The organism is Curtobacterium sp. SORGH_AS_0776 (assembly GCF_031453355.1).
In the GTDB taxonomy this organism is placed as follows: Bacteria; Actinomycetota; Actinomycetes; order Actinomycetales; family Microbacteriaceae; genus Curtobacterium.
This window is the reverse complement of record NZ_JAVIYU010000001.1, coordinates 2,888,779-2,912,705: the sequence shown is the minus strand read 5'-3', so window position 1 is coordinate 2,912,705 and position 23,927 is coordinate 2,888,779. Positions and strand designations below refer to the sequence as shown.

The 23,927-nt window shown below is 72.1% G+C and carries 21 protein-coding genes; 20 read left to right on the top strand and 1 reads right to left on the bottom strand.

The genetic code is table 11. The annotated features are described in order from the left end of the window. Positions 1-80: 80 nt before the first annotated feature. The 4 genes from mltG to aroB are packed head-to-tail and all read left to right on the top strand — an operon-like array spanning position 81 to position 4,671. Positions 81-1,718, top strand: a complete 1,638-nt coding sequence (gene mltG / locus QE359_RS14290) for an endolytic transglycosylase MltG (protein WP_309779680.1) — start codon at positions 81-83, stop codon at positions 1,716-1,718. 45 nt (positions 1,719-1,763) lie between these two features. Continuing rightward, on the top strand, positions 1,764-2,984 hold the full coding sequence (gene aroC / locus QE359_RS14285) for a chorismate synthase (RefSeq protein WP_309779679.1): 1,221 nt from the start codon (positions 1,764-1,766) through the stop codon (positions 2,982-2,984). Further along, positions 2,981-3,568 (top strand): shikimate kinase, encoded by a 588-nt coding sequence (locus tag QE359_RS14280; protein ID WP_309779678.1) that lies wholly within the window; start codon positions 2,981-2,983, stop codon positions 3,566-3,568. Before aroC ends, QE359_RS14280 begins: the two co-directional genes overlap by 4 nt. Then, the gene (gene aroB / locus QE359_RS14275; RefSeq protein ID WP_261647009.1) at positions 3,565-4,671 is read left to right on the top strand and encodes a 3-dehydroquinate synthase; all 1,107 of its coding nucleotides are present in this window, start codon (positions 3,565-3,567) and stop codon (positions 4,669-4,671) included. Before QE359_RS14280 ends, aroB begins: the two co-directional genes overlap by 4 nt. Position 4,672: 1 nt before the next feature. On the opposite strand, the gene QE359_RS14270 is transcribed toward aroB, so the two are convergent. After that, positions 4,673-4,852: a hypothetical protein gene (locus tag QE359_RS14270; protein WP_309779677.1), complete on the bottom strand. Its 180-nt coding sequence runs from the start codon at positions 4,850-4,852 to the stop codon at positions 4,673-4,675. A gap of 302 nt (positions 4,853-5,154) precedes the next feature. Here QE359_RS14270 and QE359_RS14265 point away from each other — a divergent pair, with 302 nt between their 5' ends. The 16 genes from QE359_RS14265 to QE359_RS14190 all read left to right on the top strand — a co-directional run bounded on the left by QE359_RS14265 (position 5,155) and on the right by QE359_RS14190 (position 23,899). After that, the gene (locus QE359_RS14265; protein ID WP_309779676.1) at positions 5,155-6,846 is read left to right on the top strand and encodes an AarF/UbiB family protein; all 1,692 of its coding nucleotides are present in this window, start codon (positions 5,155-5,157) and stop codon (positions 6,844-6,846) included. A 151-nt stretch (positions 6,847-6,997) separates the two neighbouring features. Continuing rightward, positions 6,998-7,561, top strand: coding sequence for an elongation factor P (efp, locus tag QE359_RS14260; RefSeq protein WP_022906721.1), 564 nt, complete (start codon positions 6,998-7,000; stop codon positions 7,559-7,561). Between the two features lie 11 nt (positions 7,562-7,572). Then, the gene (nusB, locus tag QE359_RS14255; protein ID WP_309779675.1) at positions 7,573-8,049 is read left to right on the top strand and encodes a transcription antitermination factor NusB; all 477 of its coding nucleotides are present in this window, start codon (positions 7,573-7,575) and stop codon (positions 8,047-8,049) included. Between the two features lie 24 nt (positions 8,050-8,073). Then, positions 8,074-8,718, top strand: coding sequence for a bifunctional pyr operon transcriptional regulator/uracil phosphoribosyltransferase PyrR (gene pyrR, locus QE359_RS14250; RefSeq protein ID WP_309779674.1), 645 nt, complete (start codon positions 8,074-8,076; stop codon positions 8,716-8,718). After that, positions 8,715-9,686 (top strand): aspartate carbamoyltransferase catalytic subunit, encoded by a 972-nt coding sequence (locus QE359_RS14245; RefSeq protein ID WP_309779673.1) that lies wholly within the window; start codon positions 8,715-8,717, stop codon positions 9,684-9,686. Before pyrR ends, QE359_RS14245 begins: the two co-directional genes overlap by 4 nt. Next, positions 9,683-11,041 (top strand): dihydroorotase, encoded by a 1,359-nt coding sequence (locus QE359_RS14240; protein WP_309779672.1) that lies wholly within the window; start codon positions 9,683-9,685, stop codon positions 11,039-11,041. The genes QE359_RS14245 and QE359_RS14240 overlap by 4 nt, the downstream gene beginning before the upstream one ends. A 252-nt stretch (positions 11,042-11,293) precedes the next feature. Next, positions 11,294-11,581 (top strand): hypothetical protein, encoded by a 288-nt coding sequence (locus tag QE359_RS14235; RefSeq protein WP_309779671.1) that lies wholly within the window; start codon positions 11,294-11,296, stop codon positions 11,579-11,581. Then, positions 11,581-12,780 carry a glutamine-hydrolyzing carbamoyl-phosphate synthase small subunit gene (gene carA / locus QE359_RS14230; protein WP_070416250.1) on the top strand — a complete coding sequence of 400 codons (1,200 nt, stop codon included), beginning with the start codon at positions 11,581-11,583 and terminating at the stop codon, positions 12,778-12,780. Before QE359_RS14235 ends, carA begins: the two co-directional genes overlap by 1 nt. Beyond that, positions 12,780-16,058 (top strand): carbamoyl-phosphate synthase large subunit, encoded by a 3,279-nt coding sequence (gene carB / locus QE359_RS14225; protein ID WP_309779670.1) that lies wholly within the window; start codon positions 12,780-12,782, stop codon positions 16,056-16,058. Before carA ends, carB begins: the two co-directional genes overlap by 1 nt. After that, on the top strand, positions 16,055-16,939 hold the full coding sequence (gene pyrF / locus QE359_RS14220) for an orotidine-5'-phosphate decarboxylase (protein WP_083294947.1): 885 nt from the start codon (positions 16,055-16,057) through the stop codon (positions 16,937-16,939). The genes carB and pyrF overlap by 4 nt, the downstream gene beginning before the upstream one ends. Beyond that, positions 16,936-17,850, top strand: a complete 915-nt coding sequence (gmk, locus tag QE359_RS14215; RefSeq protein ID WP_070416248.1) for a guanylate kinase — start codon at positions 16,936-16,938, stop codon at positions 17,848-17,850. The genes pyrF and gmk overlap by 4 nt, the downstream gene beginning before the upstream one ends. Positions 17,851-17,885: 35 nt before the next feature. Then, a complete protein-coding gene (rpoZ, locus tag QE359_RS14210; protein ID WP_022906709.1) occupies positions 17,886-18,149 on the top strand; it encodes a DNA-directed RNA polymerase subunit omega in 264 nt (87 codons plus the stop codon). A gap of 5 nt (positions 18,150-18,154) precedes the next feature. After that, positions 18,155-19,369 carry a methionine adenosyltransferase gene (metK, locus tag QE359_RS14205; protein WP_309779668.1) on the top strand — a complete coding sequence of 405 codons (1,215 nt, stop codon included), beginning with the start codon at positions 18,155-18,157 and terminating at the stop codon, positions 19,367-19,369. 9 nt (positions 19,370-19,378) lie between these two features. Beyond that, entirely contained in the window at positions 19,379-21,361 is a 1,983-nt protein-coding gene (locus QE359_RS14200) for a primosomal protein N' (protein ID WP_309779667.1), read from the top strand. A gap of 295 nt (positions 21,362-21,656) precedes the next feature. Beyond that, complete coding sequence (gene tdh / locus QE359_RS14195) at positions 21,657-22,706, top strand: L-threonine 3-dehydrogenase (RefSeq protein WP_309780439.1); 1,050 nt, start codon at positions 21,657-21,659, stop codon at positions 22,704-22,706. Next, complete coding sequence (locus tag QE359_RS14190) at positions 22,706-23,899, top strand: glycine C-acetyltransferase (RefSeq protein WP_309779666.1); 1,194 nt, start codon at positions 22,706-22,708, stop codon at positions 23,897-23,899. Before tdh ends, QE359_RS14190 begins: the two co-directional genes overlap by 1 nt. Positions 23,900-23,927 lie beyond the last annotated feature (28 nt).

Genomic DNA, 23,927 nt, shown 5'->3' with positions numbered 1-23,927 from the left:
CTCGCCTGAACGCGGCTGCCACACCGTCGCCCAGCACCCCGAGCCCAGGCGGAGTTCCCGACCGAGAGACCCGAGGACCGTTGGCAGACGACCTGGACTGGAACGCGATCATCGCGCCCGGCAACGACGCCGAGCGGCGGAAGACGACTTCCGACCGTGCGGAGACCCCCGACGCACGCGGTGACGCGGGCGAGACCACCGGCGTGCGGAACGGCGCCCCGGACGCGACCGGTCGACCGATGTCCCGACGCGAAGCACGCGCCGCCGAAGCCGCGCGGGCGCGCGCCGACGCGGGCCCCGCGGCCGCGAGCCCGGCCAGCACCGACGCGGCCGGGTCGAGCACCGACCGTCTCGACCCCGGCCGAGCCGACGTCGACGGTCGCGCCGCCGCGGCGGACGCCCCGGTGGCGTCGTCACCCGACGAACTGCACCCGGACGTGCACGCGCTCCTCACCGGCGAACTCCACGTCGACGACGACGCGCGTGCCGCGGCACGCGGCGGTGCGGCCACGGCCGCCGGCGCGGGTGCCGGCGCAGGTGGTCCCGACCAGCCCGGCAACGGCCCCGGAGGCGCGGGAGACGGTGGACGCGGCGGTCGCGGTGGACGTGGGGGCGCCTCCAGGTCGCCACGCGGCCCGCGTGAGCCGCGCCCGAAGCGTCGTCGCGGCCCGCTCATCGCGGGCATCGTCATCGTCGCGGTGGTCCTCGCGGTCGGGGTGTCCGCGTACTCCTTCGCGGCCCCCAAGGTCCAGCAGCTCGTCGCCGCCATCAGCGGTTCCCAGGAGCCCGACGACTACTCCGGCGACGGCACCAGCAAGGTGACGATCACCATCAAGCAGGGCGACATCGGCGAGAACGTCGCCGCGACCCTGCAGCGCAGCGGTGTCGTGAAGGACTCGAAGGTCTTCTACAAGCTCCTGCTCGCCTCGCCGGACGTCCAGTTCCAGCCGGGGTCGTACGCGCTCAAGAAGAAGATGAGCTCGAAGGCGGCCCTCGCGGCGCTGCAGGACAAGGACAACCGCGTCCAGGCCTCGATCGTGATCCCCGAGGGCACGGCGCTCAAGGACATCGAGGCCGGCATGGTCTCGAAGGCGGGGCTCTCCGCCGCCGAGGTCTCCGCTGCGGCGAAGGACCTCTCCGCGTACGACCTGCCGGCGAACACGACCACGCTCGAGGGCTGGCTGTTCCCGGCGACCTACCCGATCAACCCGGGGTGGAGCGCGACGGAGTACTTCAAGTCGATGGTCGACACGATGAAGGAGCACCTCTCCGCCGCCGGTGTGGCCGAGGCCGACCAGGAGCGCGTGATCATCTTCGCCTCGCTCGTCCAGAAGGAGGCCGGCCTCGCGGCCGACTACCCGAAGGTCGCGCGGGTGTTCCAGAACCGACTCGACATCGACATGCCGCTGCAGTCCGACGCGACGGTCGCCTACGGCACCGGCAACACCCACCGGGTGACGACGACCGACGCCGAGCGCAAGGACGCGTCGAACAAGTACAACACCTACGTGCACGACGGCCTGCCGCCAGCACCGATCTCGAACCCCGGCGACATCGCCATCAAGGCCGTCACGAACATGGCGCAGGGGAAGTGGCTGTACTTCGTGACGGTGAACCTCGAGACCGGTGAGACGGTGTTCTCCGACACGTACGCGCAGCACCTCGTCGCCGTCGACCAGTTCCAGGCGTGGCTCCGGGCACACCCCGACTACCAGTAGTCGAGCGGCGTCGCACGGGGCCCGGGCTGTGGGAAGATGGACACCATGCTTCGTTGGTTGACTGCTGGTGAGTCCCACGGACCCGAACTGATCGCGATGCTCGAGGGCCTGCCCGCGGGTGTCCCGGTGTCGTTCGAGTCCATCCGTACCGATCTCGCGCGACGCAAGCTCGGCTACGGCCGCGGCTCCCGCATGAAGTTCGAGCAGGACGAACTGCACGTCTCCGGCGGCGTCCGGCACGGCTACTCGCTCGGCAGCCCGATCGCGATCCGCATCGGCAACACCGAGTGGCCGAAGTGGGTCGAGGTCATGAACCCCGAGCCCGTCGAGCAGACCGACCTCTCCCGTGGGCGGAGCGCCCCGCTCACCCGCCCGCGTCCGGGCCACGCCGACCTCGTCGGCATGCAGAAGTACGGCTTCGACGAGGCCCGCCCGATCCTCGAACGCGCGAGCGCGCGCGAGACCGCGGCCCGGGTCGCGCTCGGCGCCGTCGCGAAGTCCTTCCTGGCGGAGCTCGGCATCCGATCGGTCGCGCACACGCTGCAGGTCGGCACCGTCCGCGTCCCCGACGGCACCGCGCTGCCCCTGCCGGACGACGTCGACCGCCTCGACGACGACCAGCTGCGGTGCTTCGACGCCGAGACCTCCGCTCGCATGGTGACCGAGGTCGAAGCCGCGAAGAAAGACGGCGACACCCTCGGCGGCGTCGTCGAGGTGCTGTTCTACGGCGTCCCGCCCGGACTCGGATCGCACGTGCAGTGGGACCGCCGGCTCGACGCCCGTCTCGCCGCCGTGATCATGGGCATCCAGGCGATCAAGGGCGTCGAGGTCGGCGACGGCTTCGCGACCGCTGCCCGCCGTGGGTCCGAGGCGCACGACGAGCTCTTCCGCGAAGACGGCGAGATCTACCGCACGTCCGACCGCGCCGGCGGCACCGAGGGTGGCATGTCCACGGGCACCGTGCTGCGCGTCCGCGCCGGCATGAAGCCGATCGCGACCGTCCCGCACGCGCTGCACACCATCGACGTCGCCACGGGTGAGGACGCCTCGGCGCACCACCAGCGCTCCGACGTCTGCGCCGTCCCGGCCGCCGGTGTCGTGGCCGAGGCCATGGTCGCGCTCGTCCTCGCCGACGCCGTGCTCGAGAAGTTCGGTGGCGACAACGTCGTCGAGACGAAGCGGAACCTCGACGCGTACCTCGCGTCGATCCCGGAGACGCTGCGCACCCGCAGCACCGAGGCCGCCGAGCACTCCACGGCCTGGTGACGCACGCACCCGAGCCGGCGGCGGCGTCGCCGTCGGCCGGTCCCGCAGCCCCGGTGGTCATCATCGGGCCGATGGGCGCCGGCAAGTCCAGCGTCGGCAAGCGCGTGGCGAAGGCGCTCGGCGTCCCGTTCACCGACACCGACCGGGTGATCGTCCGCGAGCACGGTCCGATCCCCGGGATCTTCGCGGACCGTGGCGAGGCCGCCTTCCGTGAACTCGAGGCCGCAGCCGTCCGGGCAGCGCTGTCGACCGGGGGCGTCATCGCCGTCGGTGGCGGCGCCGTCACCCACGTCGCCACGCGCGAGGCCATGGCCGGGGCGCGCATCGTCCTGCTGACCGTCTCGCCCGAGGCCGTCGCCGACCGGATCGCCGGCAGTGACCGGCCGCTCCTGGCGAACGGCGGCATCGACGCGTGGCAGACGATCATGGACGCGCGAGCGGCGACCTACGCCGAGCTCGCGCACGCGGTGTTCGACACCTCGCGCCGGCCGATGTCGCACGTCGTCGACGACGTCGTCGCGTGGCTGCGCGACGAGACCCCTCCGGCCAGCACCGGTGCACCCACGAGCGAAGGAACAGCGTGACCGACCCGACCCAGTCCGTCCTCCCCGAGGGCACCACCGAGATCCGCGTCGGCGGCGCGGACGGCTACGTCGTGGCCGTCGGCAACGGCCTGCTCGGGTCGGTGCCGGCGCTCCTCGGACCTCGCGTCGCGAAGGTCCTCATCGTGCACGCCCCGACGCTCGGCGCCCGGGCGAACGCGCTGCGCGACCTGCTCGTCGACGCCGGCCTCGAGGCCCTCATCGCCGAGGTCCCGGATGCCGAGGGCGCCAAGCGCGTCGAGGTCGCCGCGTTCTGCTGGCAGATCATGGGGCAGTCCGACTTCACCCGCACCGACGCCGTCATCGGCCTCGGCGGCGGTGCCGTGACCGACCTCGCCGGGTTCGTCGCGGCGACCTGGCTGCGCGGGGTGCCGTACGTCGCGATCCCCACGAGCGTGCTCGGCATGGTGGACGCGAGCGTCGGCGGCAAGACCGGCATCAACACCAACGAGGGCAAGAACCTCGTCGGCGCCTTCTACCCGCCCCGCGCGGTCGTCGCCGACATCGACCTCGTCGCCACGCTGCCGCGCAACGAGATCCTCACGGGCTTCGCCGAGATCGTGAAGGCCGGCTTCATCGCCGTCCCGGAGATCCTCGACATCATCGAGGCCGACGTCGACCGCGTCACCGACCCGACCACGCCGGAGTTCCGTCGCGTCGTCGAGCTCGCGATCGAACTCAAGGCGCAGGTCGTCTCGGACGACTTCACCGAGCAGGGCCGCCGCGAGATCCTGAACTACGGGCACACCCTCGGGCACGCCATCGAGCACGCCGAGCGGTACCAGTGGCGACACGGAGCGGCCGTCGCGGTCGGGATGGTCTTCGCCGCCGAGCTCGCGCGCCTCACCGGACACCTCGACGACGCCACGGTGGACCGGCACCGCGCGATCCTCGAGTCGCTCGAGCTGCCGACGACCTACGGCATCGGCCGCTGGGAGGGGCTCCTCGCCACGATGCGTCGTGACAAGAAGGCCCGCGCCGGCATGCTCCGGTTCATCATCCTCGACGGTGTCGGCAAGCCGGTCACGCTCGAGGGGCCCGAGGACCACCTCCTCTTCACCGCCTACCAGGAGGTCGGGGTCTAGCTCAGCGGAGGACGCGGCGGGTCCGTCGCCACCACCACTTCACCCGCATCGACACGGTGAGGACATCCGTCCGCTTCCATTCGTGGAACTCGGCGATGGTCGCTCCGTTCTCCCATGCCCAGTACGCGTCGTCGTCGCGGTCGGGATCGAGCGCATCCGGGAGGCATCTGAAGACCGGCATCACTCCGGCTCCTTCATGTCGACGGTCGGCCTGCTCCGAGGGACGCGGCGGCGCAACGCGCGGTCTGCGAGCCGCCGGTCTGCCTTGGACCACCACGATACGTCGGCGAGCCCCGGAGCACAGTTGTCGAAATGTCGTATGTCTGATCACCCTGGTGCTGCGAAACGGACCAGGTGAATCGATCCCAGCGTGACGCAGTGGAGGCGGCCGCAGGGCGAGCGTCGGCCGACCTGGGGACGACGAGCCGCGCCTCCAGGCTGTGGAGGAACCGACCACGCAGGACGGGGGAGCAGACTGGAACCGTGCCCACCCCGCCACGCCTGAGCGACCTGTCCACACCGGACGCGACCGACCCCGGGACCGTCCGGTCCCGTGCCCGCCGGTTCACCGAGCTGCTGTCGATCGCACGCCGGCACGGCCTCGTCCCGTTCCGGCGCCTGGACTTCTCGCACGACCCGGCGACCTCGGACCTCCGCCGCAGCCAGGCCGAGCACCTCCGCCGTGCGCTCGAGGAGGCCGGCGGTGGGTTCGTGAAGATGGGACAGCTCCTCTCCACCCGCGACGACCTGCTCCCCGAGGAGTGGACCGAGGGGCTCGCGCACCTGCAGCGGAACGTGTCCCCGGCACCCGCGGACGAGGTCGCAGCGCTGCTCGAACGCGAACTCGGCGCCCCCGTGGACGAGGTCTTCGCGGCCTTCGACCCGGTCCCGGTGGCCGCGGCGTCGATCGCACAGGTCCACCGAGCCCGTCTCGCCGACGGCACGAGCGTCGCCGTCAAGGTGCAGCGGCCCGGCATCGACCAGGCCGTGCGGCGCGACGTCGACATCGCCCTCCGTGTCGTGCGCTTCATGGCGCGCTGGTCGGTCGAGGCCCGTCAGGTCGGCGTGCAGGACGTGGCCCAGCAGTACGCCGGCGACCTCGTGCGGCAGGTCGACTTCAGCTCGGAGCTCCGGAACCTCGAGGCACTGCGGGCTGCCCAGCGCCGGAGCGCCCGCCCCGACGAGGTGCGCTTCCCGGACCCGTACCCGGAGCTCTCCGGTCGGCGCGTGCTCGTGATGGAGTTCCTCGAGGGGGACACCCTCAGCGCGATCCGGGCCGAGCGGAGCGACCGCGACCTCGACCAGCCGATGCGGTCGATCCTCCGTGCGTTCCTCCGGCAGGTCGTCTTCGACGGGGTCTACCACGGTGACCTCCACCCCGGGAACGTCCTGCTGCTGCCCGACGGCCGGCCGGCGCTCATCGACTTCGGCTCGGTGGGCAGGCTCGACCCCGGCCTGCGGGACATCGTGCAGGAGCTGCTCGCCGCGTACATCCAGGACGACACCTCGCGGATCGCCGACGCGGTGCTCCGGATGGCACCGGTCCGGGACGCCCAGGACGAACCCGACTTCCGCCGGGACATCGCGCGCTTCGTCGCGGACGAGCTCGGTCCGGGTGCCCGGATCGGCGTCGAGACGGTGGACGACGCCGTCGCGGTGTTCGGCCGGTACCGGCTGAAGGCGCCGCCGGACTTCGTCGCCGCCGCGCGCGCCCTGGCGATCTTCGAGGGGACACTGCGCACGCTCGCCCCCTCGTTCGACCTGCTCGAGGAGTCACGGGGACTCGCCTCCGAACAGATCCGCGACCAGCTGCGACCGGGCAAGCTCCGGGACGTGGCGGTGCGCGAGCTGTTCAGCGCGGTGACGGCCGCACGCCGGCTCCCTCGCCGGGTGGACCGCATCGGCGAGGCGATCGAGACCGGCAAGCTGTCGGTCAACATCCGGCTGTTCGCGGACCGGCGGGACCGACGGACGCTGAACGGGGTGGTCCGGCGGGTGCTGCTCGTGCTGCTCGGCGCCGGGGCCGGCATCCTGTCGATCGTGTACCTCGCGCTGCCGGCCCGGCCGACCGCGGTCATCTCGACCGGGGTGGCCGGAGCGCTGCTCGGGGGAGCGGCGGTGGTGCTGCTCGCCTGGGCGGCGGTCGACGCGATCCGCGCGCGACGACGAGAGTGACCGCAGGCGCAGGCGCAGGCGCAGGCGCAGGCGCAGGCGCAGGCGCAGCGCGCACTGCGCGGGGACGCCACGACCCGTCCGCTACACTCGTCCGGGACCCAGCGCGGTCCGCAGACCTTCACAACACGATCGAACGGGACATCGAAGACTCATGGCCAGTACCACTGACATCAAGAACGGCGCCGTTCTCATCATCGACGGGCAGCTCTGGTCGGTCGTCGAGTTCCAGCACGTCAAGCCGGGCAAGGGCGGCGCGTTCGTCCGCACCAAGCTGAAGAACGTCGTGTCGGGCAAGGTCGTCGACCGCACCTTCAACGCGGGCGCGAAGATCGACACCGCGACGGTCGACCGCCGTGACTACCAGTTCCTCTACGAGGACGGCGACTCCTACGTGTTCATGGACACCGACACCTACGACCAGATCCCGGTCTCGGCGACGGTCGTCGGCGACGCGAAGAACTACCTGCTCGAGTCCGCGATGGTCACCATCGCGATGAACGAGGGCAACCCGCTCTACGTCGAGCTCCCGACGTCGATCGTCACCGAGGTCGAGACCGAGCCCGGCCTGCAGGGCGACCGCTCGTCCGGTGGCACGAAGGACGCGACGATCATCGCGACCGGCCACCGCATCCAGGTTCCGCTGTACCTCGAGAGCGGCACCACGGTGAAGATCGACACGCGCGACGGCAGCTTCCTCGGCCGCGTCAACTCCTAGGCGACGCCCGTATGAGTGCTCGTTCGAAGGCCCGCAAGCGCGCCCTCGACATGCTGTACGTGGCCGAGGTGCGTGAGCTCCCGATCGCGGACGTCCTCGCGACCGAGACCGTCCGGCACCTCGACCAGCCGGAGCGTGCCTCCAGCTGGGACTACGCCCGCCAGATCGTCACGGGTGTCGACGACGCGCGCCACGAGATCGACGCCGTGATCGTCGAGCACGCCCAGGGGTGGTCGATCGCCCGCATGCCGGTGCTCGACCGCTGCATCCTGCGCATGGGCGTCTGGGAGCTCCGGTTCAACCCCGAGGTCCCCGACGCGGTCGCGATCGCCGAGGCGGTCGAGCTGGCCCAGTCGCTCTCGACGGAGGAGTCCGCCGGGTTCGTCAACGGAGTGCTCGGGGCCGTCGCCGGCGGCCGCGCGCCGGGCGAGAAGGCGAGCGGTGCACCGTCCGGTCGGACGGTCGCAGAGGACCAGGAGTCCCGGTAGGGTTGACCACGTCAGCATCCTTTAATGCCGTCCGGTGAGGCGGGGAAGGAGGTCGGCGTGGGCACCAGAACGGTCCTGCAGCACTCCGACATCACGCGTGCTCTGACACGCATCGCGCACGAGATCCTCGAGGCCAACCACGGTGCCTCGGACCTCGTGCTCCTGGGCATCCCGACACGGGGTGCCGTCCTGGCCGAGCGGCTCGACCGCATCCTGGCGGACATCGAGCCCGAGTGGGTGGACAGCGAGCCCGAGCGGACGAGCGAACCGGCAGCGACCGGCGCGGACGCCGGCAGGTCGCACCGCGTCGGCACGCTCGACGTCACGATGCACCGCGACGACCTCGGCCACGGCATCGGTCGCGCGCCGCACCGGACGACCATCCCGGCGAGCGGCATCGACGGCAAGGTCGTGGTCCTCGTCGACGACGTCCTGTACTCCGGTCGCACGGTCCGAGCGGCGCTCGACGCGCTCCAGGGCATCGGTCGCCCGCGGGCGGTCCGGCTCGCCGTGCTCGTCGACCGGGGCCACCGCGAGCTCCCGATCCGCGCGGACCACGTCGGCAAGAACCTGCCGACGGCCTCCGACGAGCGGGTGACGCTCCGGCTGACCGAGACCGACGGCACCGACGAGGTCGTCATCGAGCAGGGCGACGGGGGTGCAGCGTGAAGCACCTCCTCTCCACCGCCGACCTCTCCCGCGCCGAGGCGATCCACATCCTCGACGTCGCCGAGGAGATGGCCGAGGTCAACACGCGCGAGGTCCGCAAGCTCCCCGCGCTCCGCGGCAAGACCGTCGTGAACCTCTTCTTCGAGGACTCCACGCGCACCCGGATCTCGTTCGAGGCGGCCGCCAAGCGCCTCTCCGCCGACGTCCTCAACTTCGCGGCGAAGGGCTCGAGCGTCTCCAAGGGCGAGTCCCTCAAGGACACCGTGCAGACCCTCGGCGCGATGGGCATCGACGGCATCGTGATGCGCCACGGCGCGTCCGGTGCGCCGCGGGTCCTCGCCGACGCCGACTGGATCGACGTCCCGGTCGTCAACGCCGGCGACGGCACGCACGAGCACCCCACGCAGGCCCTGCTCGACGCGTTCACGATGCGTCGGCGCCTGCACGGTGCCGGCAGTCGGGGCCAGGGCCTCGACGGCGTCCGGGTCCTCATCGTCGGCGACGTGCTGCACAGCCGGGTCGCCCGGAGCAACGCCTGGCTCCTGCAGACCCTCGGCGCGAGCGTCACGTTCGCCGCGCCGCCGACCCTGCTCCCCGTCGCGAGCACGCCGTTCGGCGCCGCGGTGCACCACGACCTCGACGTCGCCCTCGCCGAGGACCCGGACGTCGTGATGACCCTGCGCATCCAGCAGGAGCGGATGAACGACGCGTTCTTCCCGAACCCGCGCGAGTACACCCGGCACTGGGGCCTCACGGCGAGCCGGTTCGCCCGGCTCGACGAGCGCACGCTGATCATGCACCCGGGCCCGATGAACCGCGGGCTCGAGATCGCCGGCGTCGCCGCCGACGACCCCCGCTCGACGGTCGTCGAGCAGGTCGAGAACGGCGTGTCGGTCCGGATGGCCGTGCTCTACCTGGCCCTGACCGGGGCCGAAGCGACCGCAGCAACGAAGGAGACCGTCGCATGACCGCCCACCTCATCCGCGGCGCGCAGCTGGTCGACGGCACGCGTGCCGACATCCGCCTGGAGGCGCGGCGCATCACCGCGGTCGGGTCCGGTCTCGACGCGGCCGGCGCCACGGTCGTCGACGCGGACGGTCTGATCGCCCTGCCCGGTCTCGTGGACCTCCACACCCACCTGCGCGAGCCCGGCTTCGAGGAGTCGGAGACGGTCCTCACCGGCTCGCGTGCCGCGGCCGCCGGCGGCTTCACCGCCGTCAACGCGATGGCGAACTCGTCGCCCGTGGCGGACACCGCCGGGGTGGTCGAGCAGGTGCAGGCGCTCGGCGACGACGCCGGGTACGTCACGGTGCGCCCGATCGGTGCGGTCTCCCAGGGACTCCAGGGCACCCACCTGTCCGAGATCGGCGCGATGGCGACGAGCCGGGCGAAGGTCCGGGTCTTCTCGGACGACGGCTCGTGCGTGTCCGACCCGCTCCTCATGCGCCGGGCGCTCGAGTACATCAAGGGCTTCGGCGGCGTGCTCGCGCAGCACGCGCAGGAGCCGAGGCTGACCATCGGCGCCCAGATGAACGAGGGCCGGCTGTCGTCGGAGCTCGGGCTCGCCGGTTGGCCGGCGGTCGCGGAAGAGGCGATCATCGCCCGCGACGTCCTGCTCGCCGACCACGTCGGGGCGCGGCTGCACGTGTGCCACGTCTCGACCGCCGGCAGCGTCGAGGTGATCCGCTGGGCCAAGTCCCGCGGCATCGACGTCACCGCCGAGGTCACGCCGCACCACCTGGTGCTGACCGAGGACCTCATCGCCGGGCACGACGGCGCACCCGGCTACGACGCCCGGTACAAGGTCAACCCGCCGCTGCGCTCGCGCGAGGACGTCGACGCCCTCCGGGCCGCCCTGGCCGACGGCACGATCGACATCGTCGCGACCGACCACGCGCCGCACACCGCCGAGGCGAAGTGCTGCGAGTGGCCCGCGGCGGCGAACGGCATGGTCGGCCTCGAGTCCGCGCTGAGCGTCGTGCAGGCCGCCGTGGTCGACGACGGCCGGCTCGACTGGGCCGACGTCGCGCGCGTCCTGTCCGAGGCGCCCGCGCGCATCGGCCAGGTCGAGGGGCACGGGCAGCGGATCGCCGAGGGCGCACCGGCCGAGATCACCCTGTACGACCCGACGGCCGTCCGCGAGTTCTCCGTCGCCGACCTCGCCGGGCAGTCGCAGAACTCGCCGTACCTCGGCATGCGGCTCCCGGGCCGGGTCGTCGCGACCTTCCACCACGGGTACCCGACGCTCCTGGCGGGGGAGCTCGTCGACGCGGAGACGGTCGCCGGACACGCGCGCGCCGCGCGGACGGAGGCGACGGCATGAGCGGTGACGCGCTGCGCTGGCTCGAAGGCGGGATCATCCTCGCCCTCGTCGTCGCGCTGTTCGTCGCCATGGCACGCACCTGGCGGACGCGGGCGAGGAAGCAGGCGGAATCCGTGCCTCCCGTCCCGGTGCCGACCGACGTCGGACCGGCGGCCGGGTCCTGGGACGGCTTCACCGTCGCGACGACCCGCGCCGACCAACCGCTCGAGCGGATCACCGCTCGGCGGACTCGGCTTCCGGGGCCGCGGCGGCGTGACCGTCCACGACGCCGGCGTGGTGCTCCACCACGCCGGCACCCCGGACCGCTGGATCGAAGCCTCCGCCGTCCGCGGCGCCGACCGCGCCACGTGGGCCATCGACCGCGTGGTCGAGCCCGGGGGACTGGTCCGTCTGCGATGGACGGCGACCGGCGCCGCAGGTGCGTCGGACCTCGACACCTACTTCCGGTTCCCGGAGGGCGACGGCGCAGCACTGGCCGCCCTGCAGGGACTGTCGACGAAGCACGAACACCCGCACACCGCGGGCGAAGGGACGAACTGATGACACGCGAACGGGCCGTACTGGTCCTCGAGGACGGCACCCGGTACGACGGCTGGGCCTACGGCGCCCGCGGGCGCACGCTCGGCGAGGTGGTCTTCGCGACCGGCATGACCGGGTACCAGGAGACGCTCACCGACCCCTCCTACGCCGGACAGATCGTGGTGCAGACCGCGCCGCACATCGGCAACACGGGTGTGAACGACGAGGACCCCGAGTCCCGTCGCATCTGGGTCGCCGGCTACGTCGTGCGCGACCCCAGCCGCGTCGTGTCGAACCACCGCGCGAACGCCTCGCTCGACGACCACCTCGTGCGCGACGGCATCGTCGGCATATCCGGGATCGACACCCGGGCGCTCACGCGCCGGATCCGCGACGCAGGCGCCATGAAGGGCGGCGTGTTCAGCGGCGCCGACGCCGCCCTGTCCGAGTCGGAGCAGCTCGACGCGGTCCGCGCGCAGGCCACGATGGCGGGCGCGAGCTTCTCGTCGATCGTGTCGACGCCCGAGACCTACGTGGTCCCCGCGGTCGGCGAGCAGATCGGCAAGCTGGCCGTGCTCGACCTGGGTGTGAAGGCCTCGACCACGCGGTACCTCGCCGAGCGCGGCTTCGAGGTGCACGTCGTGCCGCAGGACATCACCGCCGACGAGCTCGAGGCCCTCGCGCCGGACGCGCTCTTCTACTCGAACGGCCCCGGCGACCCTGCCGCGTCGGACGCCCAGGTGGAGCTGCTCCAGGGCAGCCTGAAGACCGGGCGCCCGTTCTTCGGCATCTGCTTCGGCAACCAGCTGCTCGGACGGGCCCTCGGGTTCGGCACCTACAAGCTCCCGTTCGGGCACCGCGGCATCAACCAGCCGGTGCTCGACACCGTGACCGGAAAGGTCGAGATCACGAGCCAGAACCACGGCTTCGCGGTCGACGCGCCCCTCGGCGAGGTCGTCGAGTCACCGGCCGGCTTCGGTCGCGTCGAGGTCTCGCACTACTCCCTGAACGACCAGGTGGTCGAGGGCCTCCGCGCGCTCGACGTGCCCGCGTTCAGCGTGCAGTACCACCCCGAGGCGGCGGCCGGCCCGCACGACTCCATGTACCTCTTCGACCGGTTCGCGGACCTGGTGCGCGAGCGTCGCGACGGAGAGCCGCTCGACGCGGCGACCGCCGACGCCACGACCCCCGCAGCAGACATCACCAAGGAAGCCAACTGATGCCGAAGCGCGCAGACATCAACTCCGTCCTCGTCATCGGCTCCGGCCCGATCGTCATCGGGCAGGCCGCCGAGTTCGACTACTCCGGCACCCAGGCGTGCCGCGTCCTCCGTGCCGAGGGCGTCCGGGTGATCCTCGTCAACCCGAACCCGGCGACGATCATGACCGACCCGGACTTCGCCGACGCGACCTACATCGAGCCGATCACGAGCGCCTCGCTCGAGGAGATCATCAAGATCGAGCAGCCGGACGCCGTGCTGCCGACCCTCGGTGGCCAGACCGCCCTGAACGCCGCGATCAAGCTCGACGCCGAGGGCATCCTCGACAAGTACGGCGTCGAGCTGATCGGCGCGAAGGTCGACGCCATCCAGCGCGGTGAGGACCGCCAGCTCTTCAAGGAGCTCGTCCTCGAGTCCGGCGCCGACGTCGCGCGCAGCCACATCGCGCACACCTTGGAGGAGGCGAAGGAGTACGCGCAGGACCTCGGCTACCCGCTCGTCGTCCGTCCGTCCTTCACCATGGGCGGCCTCGGCTCCGGGTTCGCCTACAACGAGGAAGAACTCGTCCGCTTCGTCGGCGACGGGCTGCAGTCCAGCCCGACGACGGAGGTCCTGCTCGAGGAGTCGATCCTCGGTTGGAAGGAGTACGAGCTCGAGCTGATGCGCGACAACTACGACAACACCGTCGTGATCTGCTCGATCGAGAACGTCGACCCCGTGGGCGTCCACACCGGCGACTCGATCACCGTCGCCCCCGCGCTGACGCTGACCGACCGCGAGTACCAGAACATGCGCGACATCGGCATCGACATCATCCGTCGCGTCGGCGTCGACACCGGCGGCTGCAACATCCAGTTCGCCGTCGACCCGTCGAACGGCCGCGTCATCGTCATCGAGATGAACCCGCGCGTCTCCCGCTCCTCGGCGCTCGCGTCGAAGGCGACGGGCTTCCCGATCGCGAAGATCGCCGCGAAGCTCGCGATCGGGTACCGCCTCGACGAGATCGAGAACGACATCACCCGCGTCACCCCGGCCAGCTTCGAGCCGACGCTCGACTACGTGGTCGTGAAGACCCCGCGGTTCGCGTTCGAGAAGTTCCCCGCGGCGGACGCCACGCTCACCACGACGATGAAGAGCGTCGGCGAGGCGATGGCGATCGGCCGCAACTACGCGACGGCGCTGCAGAAGTCGCTCCGCTCGCTCGAGAAGCGTGGCTCGTCGTTCCACTGGGACACCCCGGCGGCCGAGCTCGACAAGGACGCCCTGCTGCAGAAGTCGACGATCCCGACCGACGGTCGCATCGTCACCGTGCAGCAGGCGCTCGTCGCGGGCGCCACAGCCGACGAGGTCTTCGAGGCCACGAGGATCGACCCGTGGTTCATCGACCAGATCGTGTTGATCAACGAAGTCGCTCTGGAGGTCAAGAACGCCGAGACCCTCGACGCCGACACCCTCCGCTGGGCGAAGGAGCACGGCTTCAGCGACGCGCAGATCGGCAGCCTGCGTGGGATCACCGAGCAGCAGGCCCGTGACGCCCGTCACGCCGAGGGCATCCGCCCGGTGTTCAAGACCGTCGACACCTGCGCCGGTGAGTTCCCGGCCCTCACGCCGTACCACTACTCGTCGTACGACGCCGAGACCGAGGTCGCCCCGAGCGACCGCAAGAAGGTCGTCATCCTCGGCTCCGGTCCGAACCGCATCGGGCAGGGCGTCGAGTTCGACTACTCCTGCGTCCACGCGTCCTTCGCGCTGAGCGCCGCCGGGTTCGAGACGATCATGATCAACTGCAACCCGGAGACGGTCTCGACCGACTACGACACCTCGGACCGCCTGTACTTCGAGCCGCTGACCACCGAGGACGTCCTCGAGGTCATCGAGGCCGAGGCGGCCTCCGGCGAGCTCGTCGGCGTGGTCGTGCAGCTCGGCGGCCAGACGGCCCTCGGGCTCGCGAAGCCGCTCGAGGCGGCGGGCATCCCGATCCTCGGCACCAGCCCGAGCGCGATCGACTCCGCCGAGGAGCGCGGCCAGTTCTCCGCCATCCTCGACGCCGCCGGCCTGCTCGCGCCCCGCAACGGCACCGCCCACGACCTCGCCAGCGCGACCGCGGTGGCCGAGGAGATCGGCTACCCCGTCCTCGTCCGCCCGTCCTTCGTGCTCGGCGGCCGCGGCATGGAGATCCTGTACGACTCCCCGTCGCTCGCGGACTACTTCGACCGGATGGCCGACCAGGCGATCATCGGCCCGGAGCTCCCGCTGCTGGTCGACCGCTTCCTCGACGACGCGGTGGAGATCGACGTCGACGCACTCTTCGACGGCGAGCGGCTCTACATCGGCGGGATCATGGAGCACCTCGAAGAGGCCGGCATCCACTCCGGCGACTCGGCCTGCACCCTGCCGCCGGTCGGCCTCGGCCGTGCCGAGATCCAGGGCGTCGTGGACGCGACCGAGAAGATCGCGCGCGGCATCGGCGTCCAGGGCCTGCTCAACGTGCAGTTCGCCATCGGCGCGGGCGTGCTCTACGTCCTCGAGGCGAACCCGCGCGCCAGCCGCACGGTCCCGTTCGTCTCGAAGGCGCTCGGCATCCCGCTGGCCAAGGCGGCGTCGCGGATCATGACCGGCACGACGATCGACACGCTCGTCGCCGAGGGGCTCCTGCCCGCCCGTGACGGCGCGTTCGTGCCGATCCAGTCCCCGATCGCCGTGAAGGAGGCCGTGCTGCCCTTCCGCCGGTTCCGCACCCACGACGGCCAGGTCGTCGACTCGGTGCTCAGCCCGGAGATGCGCTCCACCGGCGAGGTCATGGGCATCGACCGCGACTTCCCGCGGGCCTTCCTCAAGTCGCAGGAAGCCGCGTACGGCGGTCTGCCGACGAGCGGCACCGTGTTCGTGAGCGTCGCCGACACCGACAAGCGCGCCATCGTGCTCCCGGTGCACCGGCTGCAGCAGCTCGGCTTCACGATCACGGCGACCGAGGGCACGGCGGAGATCCTGCGCCGCAACGGCATCGAGGTCACGCTCGTCGGCAAGTACAGCGAGGGCGGTGAGAGCGTCGTCGACCTGCTGGCCCGGAACGAGGTCGACATCGTCATCAACACGCCGTCGGGTGCCGCCGGTCGTGCGGACGGGTACGAGATCCGTGCGGCGACGGTCGCGGCGGACAAGCCGCTGTTCACGACGATCGCGCAGCTCGGGGCCGCGGTCGCGGCGATCGAGACGATCGGGTCGCCGCACAGCGTGCGGAGCCTGCAGGACTACGCGCTCGAGCGCGCCACCTGGTGAGCGACCCGGGCACGGGAGGCGCGGCCTCCTTCGGCGTCCGGCTCGCGTCCGCCATCGGGTCGCGTTCCGCCCTCTGCGTCGGCATCGACCCCCACGCCGCCACCCTGGCGGCGTGGGGGCTCGGCCGCGACGAGCAGGGCCTGACCGCGTTCGGCGCGACCCTGGTCGACGCGGCCGCCGGCCGCGCCGCGGTCGTGAAGCCGCAGATCGCCTTCTTCGAGGCCGCGGGGGTGGCGGGCTACCGTGCGCTCGACGCGACGATCCGTCGGGCACGCGATGCGGGCCTCCTGGTCGTCGCCGACGTCAAGCGCGGCGACATCGGGTCGACGGGGGACGACTACGCGCTCGCGTGGCTGGACCGCGACGGTCCGTTCGCCGCCGACGCCATGACGGTGTCGCCGTACCTCGGCTACGGCTCCCTCGCGGGAACGGTCGACGTGGCGCGCCGGAACGGTGCCGGGGTCTTCGTGCTCGCCGCCACGAGCAACCCCGAGGCGCGCGTGCTGCAGACCGCGGTGCTCGCCGAGGGACCTCGTTCGGGGCGGAGCGTCGCTGCCGGTATCGTCTTGGACGTGGCAGACGACAACCGGAGAGGCGGCGACCAGCCCCTCGGCGACGTCGGGCTCGTGCTCGGCGCGACCCTCGACCTCGACGACTTCGGCATCGACGCGGACACCATCGGCACCGCGCCGATCCTCGCCCCGGGCTTCGGTGCCCAGGGCGCCCGCATCGAGGACCTCCGCGCGCTGTACGGCGCCCGCGCCGAGCAGGTGCTCGTCAGCGAGTCGCGCGGCCTGCTCACCGACGGTCCCGACGGCGTCGCCGCCCTCGTGACCGACCGTGCGGACCGGATCCGCGCCGCGCTGGGGGCCGCCGCATGACGACGGACCGCGACGGCCTGCCCGCACACCGGAACCCACCCGAGGTCGACCGGGTCGCCGCGGCTGCCGCTGCGGTGGCCGCCCGTCGTGCCCGGGCCGCGGTCAAGGCCGCCGTCGCGTCGGGGGAGCGCTCCGCACTCGAGGTCGCCCGCACCGCCTGGTCGGACGCCGACGCGCCCGCCGAGAAGTCCCTGCGGGTGCGCGACCTGCTCACGAGCCTGCCCGGCATCGGACCGGCACGGGCGGAGTCGATCATGGGCGAGCTGCGGATCGCGCCGTCGAAGCGCCTCGGCGGCCTCGGCACCCGGCAGCGGTCGGAGCTCGCCGACTGGCTCGCGGCCCGCGGTCGCAAGCGCGGGTCGTCGAAGCTCGTCGTCCTCGCCGGCCCCACCGCGGTCGGCAAGGGCACGGTCAGCGCGTACATCCGCGAGCAGTACCCGGACGTCAACCTCAGCGTCTCGGCGACGACCCGCAAGCCCCGCCCGGGCGAGGTCGACGGCGTGCACTACTACTTCGTGGACGACGCCGAGTTCGACCGGATGATCCGCGACCGCGAACTCCTCGAGTGGGCCACCGTCCACAACTCGTACCGGTACGGCACGCCCCGGCCGCCGATCGACCGCGCGCTCGACGCCGGCGACAAGGTGATGCTCGAGATCGACCTGCAGGGCGCACGCCAGGTCCGCGACGCCATGCCCGACGCGGTGCTCGTCTTCCTGCTGCCCCCGTCGTGGGAGGAACTCGTGCGCCGACTGATCGGCCGGGGCACGGAATCGGCCGAGGAACAGGCTCGCCGGCTCGACACCGCGAAGGTCGAACTCGCCGCCCAGGACGAGTTCGACGTGCGCATCGTGAACTCCGATGTCGGCACTGCGGCGCGTGAGGTCGTAGACTTGTTCACTGCGCCCTGACCGGGCGTCCCCCCGTTCCGTCGACTGGAGACACCATGGCCAACCCCCAGGGCATCATCGACCCGCCCATCGACGACCTGCTCGCCAAGGTGGAGTCGAAGTACGCGCTCGTCATCTTCGCCTCGAAGCGCGCGCGACAGATCAACGACTACTACGCCGACCTGCACGAGGGTTCGCTGTTCGACAACGTCGGCCCGCTGGTCGACTCGACGATCGACGACAAGCCGCTGTCCGTCGCACTGCACGAGATCAACGAGGACAAGCTCACCGTCACCAAGCAGCAGCAGCCCACCGACTGACCGCGGTGACGAGCAGCAGCCTGCGCCTCTTCACGTCCGAGTCGGTGACGGAGGGGCACCCCGACAAGATCTGCGACCAGATCTCGGACACGATCCTCGACGCGCTGTTGACCGTCGACCCGCACGCACGCGTCGCGGTGGAGACGATGGTCACCACCGGGCTCGTGCACGTCGCCGGCGAGGTCACGACCTCGGGCTACGTCGAGATCCCGAAGCTCGTCCGTGACGTCATCACGGGCATCGGCTACAACTCGTCCGAGGTCTCCTTCGACGGCCACACCTGCGGCGTCGAGGTCTCGATCGGTGCGCAGTCGCCCGACATCGCCCAGGGTGTCGACGAGTCCCTCGACGCGCGCTCCGGCGCCGGCGTGGACCCGCTCGACCGCCAGGGCGCCGGCGACCAGGGCATCATGTTCGGCTTCGCGACGAACGAGACCCCCGAGTACATGCCGGTCGCGATCTGGCTGGCGCACCGCCTCGCCGAGCGGCTGGCCGCGGTCCGCAAGTCCGGCGAGCTGTCGTTCCTGCGTCCCGACGGCAAGACCCAGGTCACGGTCGGGTACGACGGTGTCGTGCCGAAGACCGTCGAGACCGTCGTGCTCTCCACGCAGCACTCGCCGTCCGTCACGCTCGACGAGCTCACCGCCGCGGTGACCGAGCACGTGATCCGTCCGGTGCTCGCCCAGGTCGACCTCGACTCGTCGCACGTCGACGTCATCGTGAACCCGACCGGCCGGTTCGAGATCGGCGGCCCCCAGGGCGACGCCGGCCTCACCGGACGCAAGGTCATCGTGGACACCTACGGCGGTGCCTCCCGCCACGGTGGCGGCGCCTTCAGCGGCAAGGACCCCTCGAAGGTCGACCGCTCGGCCGCCTACGCGTTGCGCTGGGTCGCGAAGAACGCGGTCGCCGCGGGCCTCGCCGACCGGCTCGAGGTGCAGGTCGCCTACGCGATCGGCCGCGCGAAGCCCGTCGGGCTCTACGTCGAGTCGTTCGGCACCGGACACGTCGACGACGCCACGATCGAGGCCGCGATCCTGCAGGTCTTCGACCTCCGGCCGGCCGCGATCATCCGCGACCTCGACCTGCTCCGTCCGATCTACGCGAAGACCGCGACGTACGGGCACTTCGGCCGCGAGCTCCCCGGGTTCACCTGGGAGCAGCTCGACCGCGTCGGGGAACTCCGCGCCGCCGCAGGACTCGTCGCCGCTGCCGTCTGAGGCCTCGGCGTGACCACCGTCGCGCGCGTCGTCCTCGACTCGCCGCTCCCGCAGTTGGACCGTCTGTTCGACTACCGGGTGCCGGACGGGCTCGAGGACGACTGCGTGCCGGGGGTGCGGGTCAAGGTGCCGCTCCGCACCGGTGCGCGCATGTCCGACGCCTACGTGGTCGAGATCGTCACCGAGGGTGAGTACCCGGGTGAGCTCAGCGCCATCGAGACGGTCGTCTCCCCGGTGCCGGTCCTCGCGCCGGAGATCTGGTCCCTCGCGCGCGCCGTGGCCGACCGTGCCGCGGGGGTGGCGTCCGACGTGCTCCGGCTCGCCGTGCCGACGCGCCAGGTCCGTGCCGAGAAGGCCTGGCTGGCCCGCGACACCGCGTGGTCGCCGGCGGCGGTCGAGCCGCCGCCCGTCACCGGCTACGTCGACGGCGTCCTGGAGGCGCTGGTCGCCGACCACGGTCGCGCTGCGGTCGCCGCCGTCCCCCACCCGACAGCGCTCGGTGCCGCCGACGCGCCGGTCTGGGTCCCCGGGTGGGCCGCCACGCTCGCCCAGGCGGCCGCGCACACGGTCGCCGCGGAGCAGTCGGCCGTGATCGCCGTGCCGGACTTCCGCGACGTCACCGACCTCGAGCGTGCGCTTCTCGCGGTGCTGCCGCCGGAACGGGTCGTCCGGTTCGACGCCAAGCAGACGAACGGGCAGCGGGCGAAGGCCCTGCTGCAGGCGAGGACCCACGCGGTCGTCGCGATCGGCAACCGCACGGCGGTGTACGCGCCGGCGACCGAGCTCGGACTCATCGCCATGTGGGACGACGGGGACGCCTCGTTCATCGAGCCGCGTGCCCCGTACGTGCACACCCGGGACGTCGCCCTCGTCCGGGCCGCGCAGTCCGGGGCCGCGCTGCTGTTCCTGTCGCACGCCCGGAGCACCGACGTGCAACGGCTCGTCGAGCTGCACTGGCTGCAGGAGGTCACGCCGTACCGGGTGAAGACACCCAAGGTCATCCCGACCGTCCAGCAGACCGGTGCCGAGGGGTACGCGGCACAGGCGCGCATCCCGAGCTCGGCGTGGCGTGCCGCGCGCGAGGCCAGCCAGCACGGAGCCGTCCTCGTGCAGGTAGCCAGTCCGGGGTTCGGCACCGGGCTCGTCTGCGCCGAGTGCGGTGAGCGCGCGCACTGCCGGATCTGCGGCGGTCCGCTCGGCAGCCCGCACCGGGGCGCGACGCCGCAGTGCCGGTTCTGCGGCGCGCTGGCGGTCGGGTTCCGCTGCCCGACGTGCGGCAACGGCACGGTGAAGCCGGTCGGGCAGGGGGCGCAGCGCACCGCGGACGAGCTCGGCCGGGCGTTCCCGGGCACCCGCATCGTGGTCGCCGACGGCTCCCGTCCGCTCGACGAGGTCCCGGCGCGCCCCTCGGTCGTGGTCGCCACCCGCGGTGCCGAGCCGAGTGTCCCGGGCGGGTACGCGTGCGTGCTCCTGCTCGACGGGGAGCGCATGCTCGCGCGCGAGGGGCTCCGCGTGCAGGAGGACGTCCTGCGCTTCTGGACGAACGCCGCCGCCAAGGGAGCCCCGGGCGCCGAGGCGTACCTCGTCGGCATCGGCGGGAAGCTCGCGACGGCCATGGCGCTGTGGCGGCTCGACGGTCCGGCGCACGACGAGCTCGCCGACCGCCGCGAGCTGCACTTCCCACCGGCCGTGCGGGTCGCGACGCTGACGGGCACGGACGAGGCGGTGACGGCCGCGGTCGAGGCGCTCGACGGCCTCACGGTCGGCCCCGTGCTCGGTCCGGTGCCGGTCGAGGACGACGCACTCCCGGGCACCGTCCGTGCGATCGTGCGCTTCCCGTACGCGCACGGTGCCGAGGTAGCGGCGACCCTCAAGGCCGAGGTGATCCGGCGTGCGTCCACGCGGCGGGTGCTGCCCGGGGGGAACCGACGTCGGGCGGCGCCGGCGCTCCGGGTGCGGCTCGACGACGCGGAGCCCTTCAGCGAGGTCTGACCCGGCCGGCCGCGCGCTGCTGGGCGCGGGCCGTCGCGTCGGACCCGCGCCGTGCCTCCAGGGCGCCTGTCGCGCGCCGCGCGTTGCCTGCGCGCGCATGTTCCGACGTTCCGCCCGTCGATCGACGTGTGTTCTGTCGACGCATGCGCACGCACCGGCCGCCCGGGCGCCCGGGTCCGGGCTGTGCATGCGACATGCGCGGCCCGCGCGCGCGACCTGTGCCAGGGTGGACGACGGCGGTCACGAGCCGCCGACGACACACATCACGCACGACGAGGTGACGCGGATGACGCCGATGAGGGCGCTGTACAAGCCGGACGCTGCTCCGGGACTGATCATGACCGAGCGGCCGGTACCGGTCCCGACGGAGGACGAGGTCCTCATCCGGGTCCTCCGCACCGGGATCTGCGGGACCGACCTGCACATCCGGCGGTGGGACGACTGGGCGGCCTCGGCGGTCACGGCCCCGCTGGTCCCCGGACACGAGTTCTTCGGCGAGGTGGTCGAGGTCGGCTCCGCCGTGCGCGACGTCGCGGTGGGGGACCGGGTCTCCGGCGAGGGCCACATCGTGTGCGGCACGTGCCGGAACTGCCGGGCCGGCCGACGCCAGATGTGCATCCGCACGACGGGCCTCGGCGTGCAGCGGGACGGCGCCTTCGCGGAGTACCTGACGCTGCCCGGCGCGAACGTGTGGGTGCACCACGCCGACGTCGACCCCGAGGTCGGCGCCCTGTTCGACCCGCTCGGCAACGCGGTCCACACGGCGCTCGCGTCCCCCGTCGTCGGCGAGGACGTGCTCGTCACCGGGTGCGGGCCGATCGGCCTCATGGCGATCGCGGTCGCCCGGCACGCCGGTGCCCGGTTCGTGGTCGGCACGGACGTCAGCGCGAACCGACTGCGGATGGCCGAGGCGATGGGCGCCGACCTCGGCGTCGACGTCGGTGCCGCCGGTGACCCGATCCGGGCGGCGCAGGAGCAGCTCGGCATGCGCGAGGGGTTCGACGTCGGCTTCGAGATGTCCGGCGCCCCGACCGCCCTCCCGGCGATGGTCGACAACATGAACCACGGCGGGCGGATCGCCATGCTCGGACTGCCGACCGGCGAGATCGCGGTCGACTGGGGCAAGGTCGTGACGCACATGCTCACGGTCAAGGGCATCTACGGCCGCGAGATGTTCGAGACGTGGCAGACCATGAGCTCGATGCTGCAGACGAGCGAGGTGCTGCGCGACCGCATCGCCTCGATCGTCTCGGGGCGCTTCGCGGCGCGTGACTGGGAGGCAGCGTTCGCCGCAGCGGCGAGCGCGGACGGCGGCAAGGTCGTCATCGACTGGACGGAGATCTGATGTACGGCGCGATCAAGGACCACCTGACGGCCGAGCTGGCGGACATCGAGGCCGCCGGGCTCACGAAGCGGGAGCGCGGCATCGCCGGTCCGCAGCGTGCGGCGATCGAGGCGGACGGTGCTCCGCTGCTGAACTTCTGCGCGAACAACTACCTCGGGCTGGCCGACTCCACCGACCTCGTCGACGCGGCGAAGGACGCCCTCGACCGGTGGGGCTACGGCATGGCGAGCGTCCGGTTCATCTGCGGCACGCAGGACCTCCACCTCGACCTCGAGCGTCGCGTGTCGGCGTTCCTCGGCACCGAGGCCACGATCCTGTACTCGTCGTGCTTCGACGCGAACGGCGGCCTGTTCGAGGTGCTCCTCGGGCCGGAGGACGCGATCATCTCGGACGAGCTGAACCACGCCTCGATCATCGACGGCGTGCGGCTCTCGAAGGCGCAGCGGTACCGGTACCGCAATCGCGACGTGCAGGACCTCGAAGCGCAGCTCGTCGCCGCCGGGGACGCCCGGTTCCGCGCGATCGTCACCGACGGCGTCTTCTCGATGGACGGCTCGATCGCCCCGCTCGCCGAGATCTGCGACCTCGCGGACCGGTACGACGCCCTCGTCATCGTCGACGACTCGCACGCCGTCGGGTTCGTCGGCGAGCACGGCCGCGGGACGCCCGAGCTGTGCGGCGTCGCGGACCGGGTCGACGTGTACACGGGCACGTTCGGCAAGGCACTCGGGGGTGCGAGCGGCGGGTACGTCGCCAGCCGGCAGGAGATCGTCGACCTGCTGCGGCAGCGGTCCCGTCCGTACCTGTTCTCGAACTCGCTCGCGCCGGTGATCGCCGCGGGGACGGTCGCAGCGCTCGACCTCATCGAACGGTCGGACGACGCGCGCGAGCGGCTGCGGGCGAACGCGGCACGCTTCCGGTCGCTCATGACCGACGCCGGGTTCGAGCTGCTGCCGGGGGAGCACCCGATCGTCCCGGTCATGTTCCACGACGCGGCCCTGACCGCACGGATCGCCGACGAGATGCAGGCGCGCGGGATCTACGTGACGGCGTTCAGCTACCCGGTGGTCCCGAAGGGCCGGGCGCGGATCCGGGTCCAGCTCTCGGCGGCGCACACCGGGGAGCAGGTCCGGCGGTGCGTGACGGCCTTCACCGAGGCGCGAGCGGCCGCGGCGCGAGCGGCCGAGGCGTGAGCGGCCGCGGGTCCGGTCGGCGACGCGG

Bases quoted from the DNA above. Each gene is read 5' to 3' on its own strand.
- QE359_RS14240 (WP_309779672.1), top strand. From the start codon at position 9,683: ATGACCGCCCACCTCATCCGCGGCGCGCAGCTGGTCGACGGCACGCGT.
- aroC (WP_309779679.1), top strand. From the start codon at position 1,764: ATGCTTCGTTGGTTGACTGCTGGTGAGTCCCACGGACCCGAACTGATC.
- QE359_RS14190 (WP_309779666.1), top strand. From the start codon at position 22,706: ATGTACGGCGCGATCAAGGACCACCTGACGGCCGAGCTGGCGGACATC.
- tdh (WP_309780439.1), top strand. From the start codon at position 21,657: ATGAGGGCGCTGTACAAGCCGGACGCTGCTCCGGGACTGATCATGACC.
- QE359_RS14270 (WP_309779677.1), bottom strand. From the start codon at position 4,852: ATGCCGGTCTTCAGATGCCTCCCGGATGCGCTCGATCCCGACCGCGAC.
- pyrR (WP_309779674.1), top strand. From the start codon at position 8,074: ATGCCGTCCGGTGAGGCGGGGAAGGAGGTCGGCGTGGGCACCAGAACG.
- carA (WP_070416250.1), top strand. From the start codon at position 11,581: ATGACACGCGAACGGGCCGTACTGGTCCTCGAGGACGGCACCCGGTAC.
- efp (WP_022906721.1), top strand. From the start codon at position 6,998: ATGGCCAGTACCACTGACATCAAGAACGGCGCCGTTCTCATCATCGAC.
- carB (WP_309779670.1), top strand. From the start codon at position 12,780: ATGCCGAAGCGCGCAGACATCAACTCCGTCCTCGTCATCGGCTCCGGC.
- nusB (WP_309779675.1), top strand. From the start codon at position 7,573: ATGAGTGCTCGTTCGAAGGCCCGCAAGCGCGCCCTCGACATGCTGTAC.
- rpoZ (WP_022906709.1), top strand. From the start codon at position 17,886: ATGGCCAACCCCCAGGGCATCATCGACCCGCCCATCGACGACCTGCTC.
- gmk (WP_070416248.1), top strand. From the start codon at position 16,936: ATGACGACGGACCGCGACGGCCTGCCCGCACACCGGAACCCACCCGAG.